General features: G+C 64.8%; 15 protein-coding genes. 9 read left to right on the plus strand and 6 right to left on the minus strand.

Annotated elements, in window-relative coordinates; genetic code table 11:
* The first annotated feature begins 15 nt into the window (after positions 1 to 15).
* Positions 16 to 657, plus strand: coding sequence for a DapH/DapD/GlmU-related protein (locus tag ORS3428_RS01040; RefSeq protein WP_071093941.1), 642 nt, complete (start codon positions 16 to 18; stop codon positions 655 to 657).
* A 106-nt stretch (positions 658 to 763) separates the two neighbouring features.
* The gene (locus ORS3428_RS01045) at positions 764 to 1192 is read left to right on the plus strand and encodes a low affinity iron permease family protein (protein ID WP_071094047.1); all 429 of its coding nucleotides are present in this window, start codon (positions 764 to 766) and stop codon (positions 1190 to 1192) included.
* A gap of 169 nt (positions 1193 to 1361) precedes the next feature.
* Here the strand turns inward: ORS3428_RS01045 and ORS3428_RS01050 are convergent, their stop codons facing one another.
* Entirely contained in the window at positions 1362 to 2228 is an 867-nt protein-coding gene (locus ORS3428_RS01050; RefSeq protein ID WP_071093942.1) for an SDR family NAD(P)-dependent oxidoreductase, read from the minus strand.
* Positions 2229 to 2378: 150 nt separating this feature from the next.
* On the opposite strand from ORS3428_RS01050, the gene ORS3428_RS01055 reads away from it, so the two are divergent.
* Positions 2379 to 2660 (plus strand): hypothetical protein, encoded by a 282-nt coding sequence (locus ORS3428_RS01055; RefSeq protein ID WP_071093943.1) that lies wholly within the window; start codon positions 2379 to 2381, stop codon positions 2658 to 2660.
* Between the two features lie 64 nt (positions 2661 to 2724).
* Here ORS3428_RS01055 and ORS3428_RS01060 read toward each other — a convergent pair whose 3' ends face one another.
* On the minus strand, positions 2725 to 3300 hold the full coding sequence (locus ORS3428_RS01060; RefSeq protein WP_071093944.1) for a TMEM175 family protein: 576 nt from the start codon (positions 3298 to 3300) through the stop codon (positions 2725 to 2727).
* Between the two features lie 138 nt (positions 3301 to 3438).
* On the opposite strand from ORS3428_RS01060, the gene ORS3428_RS01065 reads away from it, so the two are divergent.
* Entirely contained in the window at positions 3439 to 4644 is a 1206-nt protein-coding gene (locus ORS3428_RS01065) for an MFS transporter (protein ID WP_083354949.1), read from the plus strand.
* A 23-nt stretch (positions 4645 to 4667) separates the two neighbouring features.
* Here the strand turns inward: ORS3428_RS01065 and ORS3428_RS01070 are convergent, their stop codons facing one another.
* From ORS3428_RS01070 to ORS3428_RS01080, 3 genes are all read right to left on the minus strand, one after another.
* Entirely contained in the window at positions 4668 to 6140 is a 1473-nt protein-coding gene (locus ORS3428_RS01070) for an MATE family efflux transporter (RefSeq protein WP_071093945.1), read from the minus strand.
* A gap of 107 nt (positions 6141 to 6247) precedes the next feature.
* Complete coding sequence (locus ORS3428_RS01075) at positions 6248 to 7729, minus strand: esterase-like activity of phytase family protein (protein ID WP_071093946.1); 1482 nt, start codon at positions 7727 to 7729, stop codon at positions 6248 to 6250.
* 329 nt (positions 7730 to 8058) lie between these two features.
* Complete coding sequence (locus ORS3428_RS01080; protein ID WP_071093947.1) at positions 8059 to 9084, minus strand: LacI family DNA-binding transcriptional regulator; 1026 nt, start codon at positions 9082 to 9084, stop codon at positions 8059 to 8061.
* Between the two features lie 193 nt (positions 9085 to 9277).
* On the opposite strand from ORS3428_RS01080, the gene ORS3428_RS01085 reads away from it, so the two are divergent.
* The 5 genes from ORS3428_RS01085 (at position 9278) to ORS3428_RS01105 (ending at position 14266) form a co-directional block, all read left to right on the plus strand.
* Positions 9278 to 10309: a Gfo/Idh/MocA family protein gene (locus ORS3428_RS01085; RefSeq protein WP_071093948.1), complete on the plus strand. Its 1032-nt coding sequence runs from the start codon at positions 9278 to 9280 to the stop codon at positions 10307 to 10309.
* Positions 10310 to 10311: 2 nt separating this feature from the next.
* The gene (locus ORS3428_RS01090) at positions 10312 to 11217 is read left to right on the plus strand and encodes a sugar phosphate isomerase/epimerase family protein (RefSeq protein WP_201788287.1); all 906 of its coding nucleotides are present in this window, start codon (positions 10312 to 10314) and stop codon (positions 11215 to 11217) included.
* 100 nt (positions 11218 to 11317) lie between these two features.
* Complete coding sequence (locus ORS3428_RS01095) at positions 11318 to 12331, plus strand: substrate-binding domain-containing protein (protein WP_071093950.1); 1014 nt, start codon at positions 11318 to 11320, stop codon at positions 12329 to 12331.
* A gap of 82 nt (positions 12332 to 12413) precedes the next feature.
* Positions 12414 to 13208, plus strand: coding sequence for an ATP-binding cassette domain-containing protein (locus ORS3428_RS01100; protein WP_071093951.1), 795 nt, complete (start codon positions 12414 to 12416; stop codon positions 13206 to 13208).
* Positions 13208 to 14266 carry an ABC transporter permease gene (locus ORS3428_RS01105; RefSeq protein WP_071093952.1) on the plus strand — a complete coding sequence of 353 codons (1059 nt, stop codon included), beginning with the start codon at positions 13208 to 13210 and terminating at the stop codon, positions 14264 to 14266. The genes ORS3428_RS01100 and ORS3428_RS01105 overlap by 1 nt, the downstream gene beginning before the upstream one ends.
* A gap of 41 nt (positions 14267 to 14307) precedes the next feature.
* Here ORS3428_RS01105 and ORS3428_RS01110 read toward each other — a convergent pair whose 3' ends face one another.
* On the minus strand, positions 14308 to 16974 hold the full coding sequence (locus ORS3428_RS01110; RefSeq protein WP_071093953.1) for an ATP-dependent helicase: 2667 nt from the start codon (positions 16972 to 16974) through the stop codon (positions 14308 to 14310).
* Between the last annotated feature and the right edge of the window lie 20 nt (positions 16975 to 16994).

The raw sequence follows: 16994 nt of genomic DNA on the forward strand, positions 1-16994 counted from the left end.
GCGTAAAGCCGCGCCATGGACCGTCCTGAACACCTCGTCCCGAAAGATCCCGAGCCGCGCATCCATCCGACCGCGGAGCTGAAGGGGTGCAAGCTCGGCCGCTATGCCTCGATCGGCGAGCGGGTGATCCTGCGCGAGGTGACGGTCGGCGACTTTTCCTATTTCGAGCGCCATTCGGAGGCAATCTACACGACGATCGGCAAGTTCTGCTCGATGGCCGCCAACAGCCGCATCAATGCGCTCGAGCATCCGATCGAACGGCTGACGCAGCACAAGGTCAGCTATCGGCCGAACGAATATTTCCGCTGGCTTGGCGTCGACGCGGCCTTTCGCGCGCGGCGGCAGGCAAAACCCGTCAGCATCGGCAACGATGTCTGGATCGGCCATGGCGCGGTGGTCATGCCTGGCGTCACGATCGGCAACGGCGCTGTCATCGGCGCCAATGCCGTGGTGACGCATGACGTAGCGCCTTACACGATCGTCGCCGGCGTTCCGGCGAAGCGGCTGCGCCAAAGGTTCGCCGCCGACATCGCGGCGCGCATCGAGAACCTCGCCTGGTGGGACTGGGCTCCGGAAAAACTCGCCAAGGCAGTCCCGGACATGCAGTCGCTGCCGATAGACGAGTTCCTCGATCGTTGGGAAAGCGAAACGCCCTAGCTCTCGGCGCTGTCTGGCGGTGGAAAATTCGATCGGCGGGAACCCGAGGGGCCAGCGCCTTGTTTTCTTTCGAAATGCCGCGCTCCCGCGGCTCATCGAGGGATGGATGATCGAGAAACTCTTCACCAAGATTGCCAATTGGGTGGCCYATCTGGCCGGCATGCCGCCGAGCTTCGTCATTTGCGTGCTTATTGTTGCCGTGTGGGCGGCGAGCGGCCCGTTTTTCGGCTTCTCCGATACCTGGCAGCTGGTCATCAACACCGGCACTACCATCGTGACCTTTCTGATGGTGTTCCTCATCCAGAACACGCAGAACCGCGACGCCGCCGCCATCCAGACCAAGCTCGACGAACTGATCCGCGTGAGCCGCGCCCACAATCAGTTCATAGGCATCGAGCATTTGACCGAATCCGAGGTCGAGGAGATCCGCGAAAAATGCGAAAAGGCTGCAAAGCGGCACGACCGGGAGGTCGCCGAAGYAGCCGCCAAGAAGGCCGTGGCGAGGAARCACAGCTCCAAGAAGAAGGCCGCCTGAACGAGCCCGTGAGATCGGTTCACCGTCTCACGGAACCCCACAACCGCTCTATCTGTTTGTTTTGACGCAATTCCGGGCGGAAAACCGCTGCGCACTTTTCCTGAATTGCTCTCTTTGTTTTGACGCAATTCCGGGCGGAAAACCGTTTCACACTTTTCCTGGAATTGCTCTACTGGCTCATGAAGGCCGCGAACGCGTCCTTGTGGTCCGGATACCAGCGTGACAAGGCAGGGCGGTTCTCGATGATGTCGCCGATCGCCCAGGCCATGCGCTTTTCGTCCATCGGACGCGCGACCTCGTTGTCCGGGCAGAGGATATAGAAGTCGCCGCGCTTGAGCGATGCCAGCATGAAATCGATCACCTGCTCGCCCGTCCACGCGCCGGCCGGCTTTTCCGTCGCGCCCTCGGTCAGGCCGGTATAGGTGAAGCCCGGTATCAAGAGGTGCGCCGTGACCGTTGCCCCGGGCTCGTTGCGCAGCGCATGTGCCAGGCCTTCGGTGAATGTCTTCACGCCCGCTTTCGATACGTTGTAGGCGAGATTGCCGGGCGGCGTGGTGATGCCCTGCTTGGAACCGGTGTTGATGATCAGGCCGGGCTTGCCGGCGGCCAGCATGCGTGGTGCAAAGGCCTCCACGCCATGCACGATACCCCAGAAGTTGACGTCCAGCAGCCGCTTCCAGGCGTCGCGATTCTCCCACGGTCTGCCCGGGTTGTTGCCAACGCCGGCATTGTTCATCAGCACCGAGACCGAGCCGAAGGCGCTGTAGGCGGCTTCTGCCAGCCGGTCGACTTCGTCGGCCCTGGAAACATCGGTGGCAATGGCAACAACGGCGTCTTCGCCGCCGATTGCGGCGACCGCCTGCCGAGCCCCGTCGAGTCGCGCGCCGTCGATGTCGGCAATGACCGTCTTCATGCCCATGCCGGCGTACCGCTTCGCTGCCGCRAGGCCGATGCCGCTGGCGCCGCCGGTGATGACGGCGACATTGCCGGAAGCGAAAGCGGGCAGGGCGGTCTGGATTTCGGCGTCGCTGGTCATGATCGGTGTCCTTGTTCGAGTGAGCCGAACTTAACGCCGGCCGGAGCCGAGGCAAGCCTCGATCGCCGCAACGGGTTGACCGCAAATAGCGGCAACGGGTTGACCGCGACTGCTCGTGGCGCGCATGCTGCGGACAAAGGAGCACGGCATTTGACCGACTGGATCGGAATCCTGAAGGAGCAGACCGCCACCGGCGACCAGATGAGCCGCGACGTGCCGAAGATGCTTGCCAACCCCGACATCAGCGAGGCGCAGGTCAAGACACTGTTTGCGGCGCTGGAGGAACAGGCGGACTTTGCCGAGAAGCTGCGTCTGGCGCTGGAAAAGTTCGGCCACGATTTTCCTGTCATCAAGGCAGCCGAGCAGTTGGAGGAGCGCTACGCCGATCTTGCGGCCTCGGCGGCCGAGAAGCTGAAGGCGATGCGGAAGTAGGGCGGGTCTTTATCTTTTTCGCAAATTTCCGGACGAAAACCGCTACGAACTTTTCCTGCTCCGGCTATTTTTCGATCAGCCTTTCGAAACGCTTGTCCGGCGCGAACCAGATGGTCGCGACCACCACGTAGATTGCAACGCCGATCCATTGGCTGACGAAGGTCAGTGCTATCGCAGCAAGGTAGAGGGCCAGCGAAATCTTGCCCTTGCGATCCTGGCCCACCGCCCTGGCAAAGGTCGTCTCGGCCCCGTGYAGATGGCGCAGTTTGATGACCAGGATGTTGTAGGCAACGGCGCAGAGCGCCAGGTCGACGCCATAGACGGCGACCGGCACCGGCGCGAAATGGTTCTCGCCCATGAAGGCCGTGGTCACCGGCATCAGCGACAGCCAGAACAAAAGATTGAGGTTGGCCCACAAGACACGGCCGTCGACGCGCTGCACGGTGTGGAACATGTTGTGCAGGTTGTTCCAGTAGATGCCGACATTGATGAWGGACAGCACATAGCTGAAGAAGATGGGCCAGAGCGGCGCCAGCGCGRCAAGGTCCTCACCATGCGGCACTTTGAGTTCCAGCACCATGATGGTGATGATGATGGCGACGACGCCATCGGTGAACGCCTCGACCCTTCCTTTGCCCATGGTTCCTCCGTCACTGGCCGACAAAGGTTACGGGAGGATTTCGCGCAAGGCCATACTGCCAGAATTGTCAGGAGGGCGTTCGGAAAGCGCCAAGGCCTCCACTACATGGTTGGGACTTGCAACCGGCCGGAGGTTCCGATGACCTACGCTCAAGCAATGACCCGCGACAATGAACTCGGCGGTGGCGTCGCAATGCTTGCCGTTGCCGCGATGATCGCGGCGCTGTTTGCCGGCAGCACGGCTTTGACGCCGCTCTACGTGATCTACAAGCAGGCCTTCGGCTTTTCGCAGATCACGCTGACGCTGGTCTACGCCGTCTATGTCGTCGGCAATCTGGCGGCGCTCATGTTTTTCGGACGGTTGTCGGACGTCGTCGGCCGTCGTCCGGCCGCGCTGGCGGCAATGGCCGTTGCTGTGGTCAGCGCCGCGTTCTTTCTGCTCGCAGAGAATGTCGCCTGGCTGGACATCGCCCGCATCCTCAGCGGGCTCGGCATCGGGGTGGGGGCGGGAACCGGCACTGCGTGGCTCGCCGAACTGATCGAGGGCGAGGACAAGTCGCGCGCCGCCATCATTGCCACCGGCACCAACTTCCTCGGCCTTGGCGGCGGCGCTTTGCTGTCGGGGCTGCTCGCCGAATACGCGCCCTGGCCGCTCAGGCTGGTCTTTGCCGTCTATCTCGCCCTGCTTCTGCTGGTGACCCTGATGATCTGGCGCACGCGGGAAACCGTGCCTCAGACCAAGCGGCTCGCAGAAATCCCGATGCGGCCTCGGCTTTCGGTTCCGGCCGGCATCCGCGCGCTTTTCGTGGCGCCGGCGGTGACCGGCTTCGGCGCCATGGCGCTGGTCGGCTTCTATGCCGCGCTGGCGCCGAGCATCCTGGCGCAGCAGCTGCATATATCCAACCACGCCGAGGCCGGTGGACTGTTCTTCGAACTGTCGATCGTGGCGGCCGCGACGATCCTGGTGACGGCGCGACTGTCCAGCCGCTTCACGATGCTCGCCGCGCTTGTCCTGATGATCCCGACGGTGGCGCTGATTGTCGCGGCGCAAGTCTTCGCCTCCGCGGCAACAATGGTCATCGGCACGGCACTGTGCGGCGTTGCCGCCGCCTTCGGCTATCGCGGCGGCCTGCAAGTGGTGAACCACATCGCGCCGGCCGACCGCCGCGCCGAGGTGGTTTCGGCCTTCTTCGTCTGCTGCTTCTGCGGCAATGCGCTGCCGGTCATCGGCATCGGCGTGCTGTCGAGCTGGACAAGCGCGACCGCGGCAAGCCTGGCCTTCGCCGGCATGATCACGATCTTCTCGCTGGTGGCGCTGGCCTTTGGCGCGCGCTACGCAAGGTGATCTCAATCAGTCCAGCGGCGCCTTCAGCCGTTCGGCGTCCCGGGCGAGAGGTGCGCGCGCTGGCGTGGGATGCCGAGGCCCGTGTCCGGCGGCTCGCCCGCGGCCGGCCTGTCCTCGATCATATGCATGGTGCGCCAACGACCGAAACGATAATAGCCGGCGGCCAACACCAGAGAGGTGATCGAGCCAGCCGGGAAACTCCACCAAAGTGCCTCCTGGCCGATCACGCTCCTGAAGGAATAGGCAAAGCCGGTGCGCACGATCAGCACCGAAATGATCAGGATGATCAGCGGCGGCATGACGGCGCCGGTGGCGCGCACCGTGGCGAAGAGCACGATGGTGATGCCGAACAGGATGAAGGACCAGGACGCAACCTTGTTGATGTGGGCGGCGATGTCGATCGCCGTGCTGTCGCCGCTCAAGAAAAGGCTGAGCACGGGCCTGTCGAAGAGGAAGATCAGCGCCACGAGTGCGCCGGTGAGCACGAGGTTGAATCCGACGCCGGAAGCGGCGACCTTGCCGATGCGGTCCCAGCGGCCGGCGCCGACATTCTGCGCCGCCATCGAGGAGACGGCGGCGCCGATGGCCAAGGCCGGCATCTGGATATAGGTCCAGAGCTGCGCGGCGATGCCGTAGGCGGCGGCGACTTGCGACCCGTAGGAGTTGACGATCCCCATCACGGTGAGCGCCGCGGCCGAGATGACGATCATCTGCAGACCCATGGGAACGCCCTTGGAGACGACGATGCGCAGCAGCGCCGGATCGGGCCTGAGCAGGGTGAGGTCGCTGCCCGCCAGCCGCAGCGGATTCTTGCGCGCATAAAGCACGATCAGGATGGCGATCACGCTCACAGTCTGGCCGACCAGTGTCGAGGTGGCCGAACCGGCGATGCCGAGCGTCGGGAAGGGGCCGATGCCGCGAATGAGAAGCGGGTTCAAGACGAYGTCGAGCACAACCGCCAGCGCCATGAAGACAAAGGGCGTGCGCGAATCGCCGGCGCCGCGCAGCACCGTCATGACGAAGGACAAGAGGTTCATCATCGGSACGGCGACGAAGATGATGCGCAGATAGGCGCGCGCCAGCGGCAAGGCGTCGGCCGGCGTGCCGAGCCCGGTGAGGATGGCGTCGACCCAGATCCAGCCGCAGACCGCGAAGACCACCGAGACGAGGAAGAAGAAGGTCGCGCTTGTGCCGACGATGCGCCGGGCCTCCGGCAGGTCGCGGCCGCCGACGGCCTGCGCGACCAGGATGGTTGCCGCCATGCCGATGCCGAAGACCGTGCCGAGGATCAGGAACAGCACCAGATTGGCATTGGAGGTCGCGGTGAGCGCCGCCTCGCCGAGGAAACGGCCGACCCAGACCGCATTGATCGAACCATTGAGCGACTGCAGCACGTTGGAGCCCAGCACGGGCAAGGCAAACAGAAGCAGCGTGCGGGTAATGGGGCCGCTGGTCAGGTCGGCGGTCCGCCGGCGAGTGGGCTTGTTGTCATCCATGGCGGGCACCGAAAATGCATCAGGCCCGCGATGCTATCGCAGGCCTGACGCTCATGCATCCCTGACAGGCTGGGCCAGACGCGGCGCAGCGTCCGACCCTGTGGCGCTTATTGCGCGGCGACAGTGCTTCCCGACAGGCCGGGCAGGGTGACCTGATAGACCAGGAAAGTGGTGTCGACATCGGCGCCATCCTCAGCCTTATAGGGCGCGCCGACCTGGAAGCCGTCCTGGGTCAGGAAGTCGTTGTCGTTGGCGACGAACAGGAAATAGTCGTCGGGCAGCTTCGGATCGAGCACGCTCACCAGCGACATCGCCTCCCACTTCTCGGAGAGGTTGTTCCTGTCGTTCGGCGCGCCATTGTGCAGGGCGAAGCGGCCGAGCTCGCCCTTGTCGTTGATGTCGATGAAGGAAGTGAGCTTGGCCGGCGTCACCGACGGATCGAGCACGCCCTTCGGCGCGACCGGCTTGTCGGCAGCGTCGAACGGGCCGTTGGCGATATCTGTCGCCGCGGAGAGGTCGACGATCTCAATCTTGCGATAGAGCGACTCGTCGCCCTTCACGCCCTGGCCGTTGCCGCTGTCGCGCGCCAGCATCAGGAAGCTCTTGTCGGAGAGCGCCACGATCTCGCTCTGCGCGGCCACCTTGGTCTTGCCCTTGGCGTCCTTGAACACCGGCAGYGGCACGACGTATTCATGCGCCAGCTTGAGGTGGGCGAGGTCGGAGGCGTCATAGACAAGCGCGCGGGTGTTCTGGCGGGTCGCGCCGGAATCGCCGCCGTCCTGGCGGGTCGCCGACTGCAGTACGGCGATCAGGAACTTGCCGTCCGGCGTCATCGACATGCCTTCGAGGCCCTGGTTGTTCTGGCGGCCGGTTTCCGGATCCTTCGGATCGGGCTCGGCGGCGCCTGGGCCAGGATTGTCGGAAGCAAAGTTCGGCTTGCCGTGGCGCATCGGCACCAGGGCGGCCGGCGGCTGGGTGGCCGACATCAGACGGCCGTCGGCCGAGAAGCGGTAGATGTTCGGACCATATTCGTCGGAGATGAACATGGTGCCGTCGGGCAGGCGCACGATCGCCTCGTCGTCCAGTGAAAGCTTGCCGTTGTCGGCCTGCGGCAGCATCGGCATGTCGCCGGCGRCCGGGCGCACCCCGTTCAGGGGATCGAGGCCGGTGGCGTCGGCGCCCTTGTCGCCGGTCAAGAGCATGGTGTCTGCGAGCGTCGCTTTCAGGCCGGACTGCTCCTGYCCGGCGGCGGGCGCCGCGCCCGGAGCAGTCGGCGTCAGCTCGACCGAAATGGTGTTTACGCGCGGGCGATAGTCGGTGGTGCCGACGACGTTGTAGCCGCGGTCCGGCAGCAGCCAGAGGGAGCCCTTGTAGCCGGCGCCGTCGCGCGTCCAGGACTTGGTGTCGATCGACATGCCGGAGCCCGAGCCGAAGGTCTCGCCGAACTTGTCCTTCTGGCTGGCCGGAATGCGGCCGACGCCRACAAGCCCCTTGTTGACGTAGGCGATGCCGTCGGCAAGCGCCGGGTTCAGGGCGGTGAACAGGGCAAGCGCCGCGCCGAGCGCGACGGTTCGGTTGAGATGCTTCATGAAATATCCCCTTTCTTGACGAGCAGCCAATGGCTGAGAGGGCGCGGATCGAGGATGCGGCGAGCCCGCTTCCGTTGAGCGGTCTAGGACTTGAACGTGATGGTTGCGTGACAGAAGGGATCCACTTCCCCTTCTTCCCTTGTGGGAGAAGGTGGATCGGCGCGTCAGCGCCGAGACGGATGAGGGGTGCTGGAAGAAATGAGGCGTAGGAAAATCAAATGATTATAAGTGCTTAGTCCTTTAATGCAGCGATCCGTCCAGCACCCCTCATCCGGCCGAGCTTCGCTCGGCCACCTTCTCCCACAAGGGGAGAAGGGGAAGCGTCTCGCTCAATCGCTTTCGCGCGCGACGAGCTCCAGTGGCCAGACCTCGCGGATGGTGCGCGGGCCTTCCGGACCGGCATAGGCGGGAAGCGAGGCGAGCAGCATCTCGGCCAGCCGCTGTCCCATCGGCTCCAGCGCCGGGCGGAAGCCGGTGAGCGCCGGCGAGAAATAGCGRCAAAGCGGTGTATCGACGATGACGATCACTGCAACGTCTTGGCCCGGCCTGATGCCCATCTCGACCAGCGCCTTGCAGCCACCGAGAGCCATGGCGTCGTTGTTGAAGATGATGGCCGTCGGCCTGTTCTTGGAGAGCATTACCCGCGGCGTCACGTGATAGCCGCCGGCTTCGTTGATGAAGTCCTCCGCGATGAGACTGGGATCGATCTCGATGCCATGACGGCGCAGCGCCTTGCGATAGCCTGCAAGGAACAGGTGACCGAAATTCAGGTCGAGGGAAGGGCGGATGGCGGCGATGCGGCGGTGGCCGCGCGCGACCAGCCGGTCGACCGCGTCGGCGCCGGCCTTCTCGAAATCGAGGTCGAGCGAAGGGTACGACTTCCCGCCGGAGCGGCTGCGGCCAAGTGTGGCGAAGGGAAAGCCCGCCTCGGTGAGATAGTCGATGCGCTCGTCCTCGCGCCGCGTCCAGGCCAGCACGACGGCGTCGGCCCGGCGCGTCTCGACAACACGGCGCAGGCGCTCCTGCTGGTAGTCGCCCGGCGCGCCCATCACTACGATCAGGTCGAGGCCGCTTTCGGCAAGCCGCGCCTGCAGCCCGGTCAGGAACGGAATGAAGAAGGGCTCGCCATATTGCTGGTCGCCGGGATGCGGCTGCAGCATGAAGGCGATCGAACGGGTGGCGCCCTGGCGCAGGCTGCGGCCGGACTGGTTGGGCGAATAGTTCAGCTTCCTGGCCGCGTCGAGCACGCGCTGGCGCGTCTCGGCATTGACGTCGGCACGGCCGTTCAGCGCCCGCGACACGGTGCCGATCGAGATGTTCAGGTGACGCGCGAGATCGTGGATGCTGGACGCCAAGGCCGGTTCTCCCCCTTCTTCGCTAGCACCGGCCGCCGCTCAGGCCAAGCAGCCAATGACGATTTTCGCGATCGGGTGATTGACATTCTACGCCATCGGGTGTGTTGTCGTAAACGTTTACGGAAAAACGTTTACGGTCATGCCGTGGATGCCGTGACATTCGGTCTGGAGGRCCGGACGGGAGGAGCGCTGGATGATGAACGTCGTCCTGGTCGGGTGCGGAGCCATGAGCAAGCACTGGCTCGATGCCGCAAGGCGGATCGACGGGCTTGCCATTGTCGGCCTTGTCGATCTCGACGCCGAGCGGGCGCAGGCGAGGGCGCGCGAGTACGAGCTCTCCAGCGCCGTCATCGACACCAGCCTCAACGCCGTTCTCGACCAGACCCGGGCCGATGCTGTGTTCGATGTCGTGGTCCCTGCGGCGCGCCGCGAGGTCGCGCTTACGGCCTTTGCCCACAATTGCCATCTGCTTACCGAGAAGCCGCTGGCCGACAGCGCCGAAAACGCGCGCGCCATCGTCGAAGCGGCGCGCCGGGCGGGGCGCATCCACGCCGTCATGCAGAACCGCCGCTATGTCGCCAATGTCAGGCGGATCAGACGTTTCCTGGACTCGGGCGCCATCGGTCAGCCCACCAGCATCCATGCCGACTTCTTCGTGGCGCCGCATTTCGGCGGTTTTCGTGAGGAGATGGCCCATGTGCTGTTGCTCGACATGGCGATCCATACTTTCGACGCTGCCCGCTACATGGTCGGCGRCGAACCGGCCAGCGTCTATTGCCAGGAATGGGAGCCGGCCAATTCCTGGTATCGGCAGGGATCGTCGGCCAGCGCGATATTCGATCTCGGCGGCGGCAAGGTCTTCACCTATGCCGGCTCCTGGTGCGCCGACGGCTTCCGCACCAGCTGGGAAAGCACATGGCGGATCGTCGCCGAGCGCGGCAGCATCACATGGGACGGCCACGATGCGCTGAAGGCGGAAGCTGTGGTGCCGGGCCGCGAAGGCCTGTTCGCCAAAACCATACCCATCGAAGTGCCGGCGCTCGATCCCGTCGACCGCGTCGACGGCCATCTCGGCATCATCAAGGATTTCATGCACGCGATCGAGACCGGCACCGAGCCGGAGACGCGCGGCGCCGACAACATCAAGAGCCTGGCCATGGTCTTCGGCGCGATCGAAAGCGCGGAAACCGGAAGGCGGGTCGCGATCGCGGCTGAGGAAGGATGACGATGCCAAACCCGCTTCTCGACATCAGGATCGGCACGATGGTGCGGGYCAATCTCGACGATCCGGCCGCCTATGTCAGGCAGATCCTGCCGCTCGGCTTCGAGAGCATCCAGCCTTTCTTCTGGCAGACGCTGGGCGGCAAGGACCTGCCACGGCTCGCCGGTCAGATCCGCGAGGCGATCGGCGATGCCGATGTGGCGGTGTCCTCGATCGGGGTGTTCGGCAATCCGCTGGAAAGCGGCGATGTCGACCGCGGCGTGCTGAAGGCCTGGGAGACCGTCATCGACAATGCGCATCTGTTCGGCACTTCCACAGTCACCGGCTTCACCGGCCGCATCCGCGGCAAGCCGCTGACCGACAGCCTGCCGCGCTTCCGCGAGGTGTGGGGACCATTGGCCAAACGCGCCGCCGACAAGGGCGTGCGCATCGCCTTCGAGAATTGCGCCATGGACGGCAACTGGGCGAGCGGCGACTGGAACATCGCCCACAATCCGGACGCCTGGGAGCTGATGTTCAACGAGCTGCCGGACGACAATCTCGGCCTCGAATGGGAGCCCTGCCACCAGCTCGTCTATCTGATCGACCCGATCCCGCAGATCCGCAAATGGGCGCCGCGCATCTTCCACGTCCACGGCAAGGACGCGACGGTGCGCTGGGACGTGATCCGCGAGCATGGCGTGTTCGGCCGCCTGCCGTTCGTGCAGATGCGCACGCCAGGCTTCGGCGACAGCGACTGGACGCGGGTGATCAGCGAGCTGCGGCTCGCCGGCTATCGCGGTGCCATCGACATCGAAGGCTGGCACGACCCCGTCTATCGCGGCGACCTCGAGATCACCGGCCAGGTCCGGGCGCTCGACTATCTGAAGCAGTGCAGGGGAGGCGCCAGCTACCTGCCTAATCCGGTGTGAGGACCGGCCGGCGGGAGGAGCCGGCCGCCAGGGACTGCGGCGTCAAGCCGAAGCAATCGTCGAAACCCTCCGTTGCGAGGGACAAAAGGGAGGAACGTGCATGAGCATCATGACCAGAAGGACTGTTCTGCGCTCGACCGTCGCGGCGGCTGCCGCGGTGCTCTGCGCCTCGATCTCCACCTTGCCGGCGCAGGCGCTCGACGCGCAATGGTGCAAGGATGTCCACATCCGCTTCTTCGTCGGCGGGGCCGAGGGCGACGCCTTCGGCACCATCGTCTACAATGGCGCCAAGCAGGCCGCCGCCGATCTCGGACCTAAGGTCGACTACATCTTTTCCGGCTGGGACGTCGAGAAGATGGTGCAGCAGCTGCGCGAGGCGGTGTCGGTCAAGCCGCAGGGCATCGCCATGATGGGCCATCCGGGCGACGCGGCGATCATGCCGCTGGCCGAACAGGCGCATAAGGACGGCATCAAGATGATGTACCAGAACGTGCCGGTGCCGAAAGTCGTGGCGGCGTTCGGCGGCGGCTATGTCGGCGCGCAGCAGGAGCAGCAGGGCCGCGCGCTCGGCGCCGAAGCCCTCAAGCTCGCCAAGCTCAAGGCTGGCGACAAGGCGATCATGATCGGTCCCTTCGAGAACGAGAACCGCGGCGCGCGCGAGCGCGGCACGGTGGCGGCCTTGAAGGAAGCAGGCGTCGAGGTGATCCAGCTCTCCTCGCCGCCGAGCGGCGAATGGGCGTCCGATCCTAACCTCGCCATTCCGGTGATCACCGCGGCGCTGCTAAACCATCCGGACGTCAAGGCGGTCGGCTATCCCGGCGGCCAGATGCTCGGCAATGTCGCCACCTACATGCAGGCGGCGGGGCGCAAGCCCGGCGACATCTTCAACTTCGGCTTCGACACCAGCCCGCAGATCGTCGAAGGCTTCAAGGGCGGCTGGGTGCAACTGACGGCCGACCAGCAGCCGTTCCTGCAGGGCTATCTGCCGATCTTGAGCCTCTGCCAGCAAGTGGTGCTCGGCCTCGCGCCGATGAATGTCGACACTGGCGCCGGCTTCGTGACACCGCAGAACTACGAGATCGTCGCTGAGTTGGCCAAGCAGGCGCTGCGTTGACCTCCCAAGCGGCCGGCCGGGAATAGGCCCGGCCGGCCAGACCGCCGGCGAGCGGCCGGCAGACAGTTCAAGCGAGGATCGCATGGGCGAACGCATCATCGAACTGCGCGACATCACGAAATCCTATGGCCAGGTCTATGCGCTGGGCGGCGTCAATCTGAGCGTCGACCGCGGCGAGGTGGTCGGCCTGATCGGCGACAACGGTGCCGGCAAGTCGACGCTGATCAAGATCCTGTCCGGCGTGGTCAAGCCGACTAGCGGCGATATCCTCGTGCGCGGCAAGCCGGTCACCGGATGGAGTGCTGCCCGCTCGCGCGACGCCGGCATCGAGACGGTGTTCCAGGACCGGGCTCTTGCTGTCCAGCAGACCATCGTGCGCAACATTTTCATGGGGCGCGAGCTCACCGGCCTTCTCGGCTGGCTGAAGGTCGGCAAGGAGATCGAAGAGGCGAGCCGGCTGATGCGCGAGATCGGCTTCACCTCGAAAGTGTTCACGCCGCATTCCATCGTCGGCCAACTTTCGGGCGGCGAACGCCAGGGCGTGGCTATTGCGCGGGCCATCTACAAACAGGCGGAACTGATCATCCTCGATGAGCCGACGACGGCGCTGTCGCTGACCGAGACCGCCAAGGTCTTCCATTTCGTGCGCCAGGTGCGGGCGAGCGGCCGATCGATCCTGTTCATCGGCCACAACATCCACCACGTCTTCGATATTGCCGACCGTTTCGTGGTGCTCGACCGCGGCAGGGTGGCGCTGACGGCCGATCGCAGCGAGGTCAAGTCGGCCGACGACCTTATCAATTTCATGGAAGACATCGCGCATCCCGACGGCTTGCCGGGGCTGCACGAGGCAGGTGGAGCGGAGCAGAGAGCGTGATGAGCAAGGCCATGGAACCCGATCTGCAAACGTCTCTCGGAAGGGCAAGCGGCCAAGCAACCAAGGACTCKGGCAAGGATTGGAGCCATCCCTCCGATCATTGGCTGCGCGGCTTCGTCCTCGACAATCGCGCGGCCCTCGGCACGCTCGCTGTGTTCGTGGTCATGATGGCGGTGTTCATAATCGCCAACCCGACCGTCTTCACCACCTGGTATCTCTACAGCTCTGTGCTCACGACGCTGCCCGTGGCGCTGTTCGTGGTCGTGCCGCTGGTCTTCGTCGTCACCTGCGGCGAGATCGATCTGTCGTTCCCGGCGACCATGGGCTTCGCCTCGTGGGTCTTCGCGATCGTCGTGCAGGCCGRCTACGATCCGTTCCTCGGCATTGCGGCGGCGCTCGTCACCGGCACGCTGCTCGGCTTCCTGGTCGGGTCGCTGGTCGTCTATGGCGGCCTGTCGTCGTTGATCGCCACGCTCGGCATGAACTTCCTGCTGCGCGGCCTGATCCAGATCATCAACGAGGGCAAGTCGACGGCGCTGACCAGTCTTGCCAACAGTTCCGCTTACGCGATCTTCTCCAGCCAGATCTCCGGCATTCCGGTGCAGATCTTCTGGGCCACCGCCTTCGTCGTGTTTTCGGCGCTGCTCTACAACCGCCACCGCTTCGGCGCGCAGGTGAAGGTGGTGGGCGACAATCCGGACAGCGCCAAGCAGATGGGCATCGACGTCAAGCGCGTGCGGGTCAAAGTGTTCGTCTTCGTCGGCATCGGGGCCGCGATCGCCGGCACCTTCTCGGTGATGATCAACTTCACCTGGTGGCCGACGGCGGGTGACGGTTATCTGCTGCCGGTGCTGGCCTCGGTCTTTGTCGGCGGCACGCCGACCTGGGGCGGCATCGGCACTGTGGTCGGCGGCGCGATCGGCGCGGTCACGGTCTCCTTCATCCAGACCGGCGTGGTGGCGGCGGGCCTCAGCGGCTTCTACGTCCAGTTCTTCAACGGACTGATCATCATCCTGTCGCTGCTCGGCCATAAATGGAACCAGGCGAGGTATAGGTGAGCGGCTGCAGTTTCTGATGGGTGCTCGTTGACGGTAGCCACTCAAACGCTGGTGACGAATCCGTCCAGCACACGTTTCTGGCCGGCTTTGTCGAAGTCTATAGTGAGCTTGTTGCCGTCGATGGCCGCGATGTTGCCGTTGCCGAACTTCTGGTGGAACACGCGGTCGCCGAGCTTGAAGGCGGATGGCGTGTCGGCGACCGATTTGGCAACGAGTTCGCCCTCGATGGTGCGGCCCTTCACGCTGGTGCGGCCGGCACCATAACCGGAGTCGGTCTCGCCGTATCCGATGCGCTCGACGTGGTGGCCGGAGCGGGTGCCCCAGTTGCGGTCGGTCGCCTCGGTGCGGTTCTGTTGGGCTCGCTGCCAGCCGGGCGTCGCATAGGTGTTGGAGAAGCTGCCGGATTTCTCGGCGCCGATATTGTCGAAGCGCGACGCGCCATAAGGGTTCTGGCGTCCGCCGCCGCGGCCCGAGGCGAAGGCGCCGCCGCCGTAGGGATTGCCGTAGCCGCCATAGGAATTGCCGCCGTCGGCGACGTCGACATGGGTCTCCGGCAATTCGTCGAGAAAGCGCGAGGGGATCGTCGATTGCCACAGGCCGTGGATCAGCCGGTTGGAGACGAACCAGATGTGCAGGTTCCGCTTGGCGCGGGTCAGTCCGACATAAGCAAGCCGGYGCTCTTCCTCCAGCCCTGAACGGCCGCCTTCGTCCAGCGCCCGCTGATGGGGAAAGAGGCCTTCCTCCCAACCGGGGAGGAAGACGGTCTCGAATTCCAGGCCCTTGGCCGAGTGCAGCGTCATGATCGAGACGGCATCGAGCGACTCGCCTTGCTCGGCCTCCATGACAAGCGCAACATGCTCGAGGAAGGAACGCAGCGACTCGTACTCCTCCATGGAGCGGATCAGTTCCTTGAGATTCTCCAGCCGTCCGGGCGCTTCCGCCGAACGGTCGTTCCTCCACATGTCGGTGTAGCCGCTCTCCTCGAGAATGGTCTCGGCGAGCTCGGTATGCGGCGTGGTCTCCAGCGCCTTTTGYCAGCGCTCGAAATTGGCGGCGACCTCGCGCAGTGCCGCGCGCGGCTTCGGCTTCAGCTCGTCGCTTTCGGCGAGYCTGGCAGCAGCTTCCAGCATCGGTATGCGCATGGCGCGCGCCGTGTCGTGGATCTGGCGGATGGTGGCTTCGCCGAGCCCGCGCTTCGGCACGTTGACGATCCGCTCGAAGGCGAGGTCGTCGCCGCTGTTGGAGACGACGCGGAAGAAGGCGAGCGCGTCGCGGATTTCCAGCCGCTCGTAGAAGCGCGGGCCGCCGATGACGCGGTAGTTGAGGCCTAGCGTGATGAAGCGGTCTTCGAACGCGCGCATCTGGAAGGATGCGCGCACCAGGATCGCCATGTCGTTGAGGTTGTGCTTCTGCCGCTGATAGGCCTCGATGGCCTCGCCGACGGCGCGCGCCTCTTCTTCCGAGTCCCAGGCGGCATGGACCTGCACCTTGCCGTCCTCGGGGTCGTTGCGGTCGGTGAACAACGTCTTGCCGAAGCGGCCTTCATTGTGGGCGATGAGATGGGAGGCCGCGCCCAGGATGTGCGCGGTCGAGCGGTAGTTGCGTTCGAGCCGGATGATGGTGGCGCCCGGAAAGTCCTTGTCGAAGCGCAGGATGTTGTCGACCTCGGCGCCGCGCCAGCCATAGATCGACTGGTCGTCGTCGCCGACGCAGCAGATGTTTATGGTGGCACGGGTTTCGGCCGATCGCGCCTTACCCTCCCCTCGATGGGGAGGGTCGTCGCGAAGCGACGGGGAGGGGTGACCGGCGCCGGCGCTGCCACCCCCACCCGCGCCGCTCCGCGGCGCGACCTCACCCATCGAGGGGGAGGTAGGTCTCTGCGCCAGCAAGCGCAGCCACATGTACTGCGCGGTGTTGGTGTCCTGATACTCGTCGACCAGGATGTATTTGAACTTGCGGTGATAGTCCTTCAGCACATCCGGATAGGCGCGGAAGATCCGGATCGGGTGGTAGAGGAGATCGCCGAAATCGCAGGCGTTCAGTGTCTGCAGCCGTTCCTGATAGGCCTTGTAGAGCTGGCGGCCCTTGCCGTTGCCGAAGCTGCGCGCATCGCCTTCCGGAATCTCGTCCGGGCCGAGGCCCTTGTTCTTCCAGTTGTCGATCATTTGGGCGAACTGCTTGGCCGGCCAGCGCTTGTCGTCCAGATTCTCGGCCTGGATGATCTGCTTGAGCAGCCGCACCACGTCTTCGGTGTCGAGAATGGTGAAATCGGATCTCAGCCCGGCAAGCTCGGCGTGACGGCGCAAGAGCTTGACGCCGATCGAGTGGAAGGTGCCGAGCCAGGGCATGCCCTCGACGTTCTCATCGCCGATCAGGATGCCGATGCGCTGCTTCATCTCGCGCGCGGCTTTGTTGGTGAAGGTGACGGCCAGAATCTGCGAAGGGAAGGCCCTGCCGGTGGCAAGGATGTGGGCGATGCGCGTGGTCAGAACCCGCGTCTTGCCGGTGCCGGCGCCGGCCAGCACCAGGACCGGGCCTTCCGTGGTTTCAACGGCCAGCCGCTGCTCGGGATTGAGGCCTTTGAGGTAATCGGGCGCGCGGTTCTGCGCGCTGCGGGCCGCCATGGCGCGCGCAGCAATGCCCGATGGGGCCGCGGGCCGCGCATTCGGTTCGTCAAAGAAGGGCATGTCTTCCGAAAAGCCGGACATCGTCCCCGAATGTAGTGATT

Origin of the sequence: Mesorhizobium sp. ORS 3428 (genome assembly GCF_001854785.1) — a bacterium.
GTDB lineage: Bacteria > Pseudomonadota > Alphaproteobacteria > Rhizobiales > Rhizobiaceae > Mesorhizobium.